The sequence below is a fragment of the Gardnerella sp. CCPDSM genome (assembly GCF_056754715.1).
Genome location: NZ_JBQEQO010000088.1, coordinates 1 through 330, shown reverse-complemented (window position 1 = coordinate 330; position 330 = coordinate 1). Strand labels below are relative to the sequence as shown.

Below are 330 nucleotides of genomic sequence, written 5' to 3'. Positions count from 1 at the left end.
TGAATAAGGGTGTTGATAAGCTCATCATCTTCTTTACTATCCACCCTAAGATAGTTTTTTGCTTCCTCAACTGTAACTATCATCAACACCCCTCCTTAACTTTTAACCGTCTTTTAAGCTGCTACGCTTGTTTTAACAGGCAGAATCTGCACTGCTTCTTTAAGCACGAGTTTGCCGTCTACACGCTCTTTAGCAACGAAACCTATCATGCCGTTTCCAGCGAAAAGCTCGGTAAGCTCTTTAAACGAACGTGAACCACGGTCGCCAATGTTGTAGTACGAGTAGTCACCAAAAGCCACCATGTTTTCAGGCGCGTAAGCAGACGTGTAA

Annotated in this window: 2 protein-coding genes; both read right to left on the bottom strand. The window is 43.6% G+C overall.

Features of this window, described 5'->3' with window-relative positions; translation table 11 throughout:
- Positions 1-83 (bottom strand): head-tail connector protein (locus tag ACTJLE_RS06660; protein WP_481267927.1); only part of this gene is annotated, 83 nt, incomplete at its 3' end.
- Between the two features lie 30 nt (positions 84-113).
- On the bottom strand, positions 114-330 hold a 217-nt coding region (locus ACTJLE_RS06655), incomplete at its 5' end, for a phage major capsid protein (RefSeq protein ID WP_481267926.1).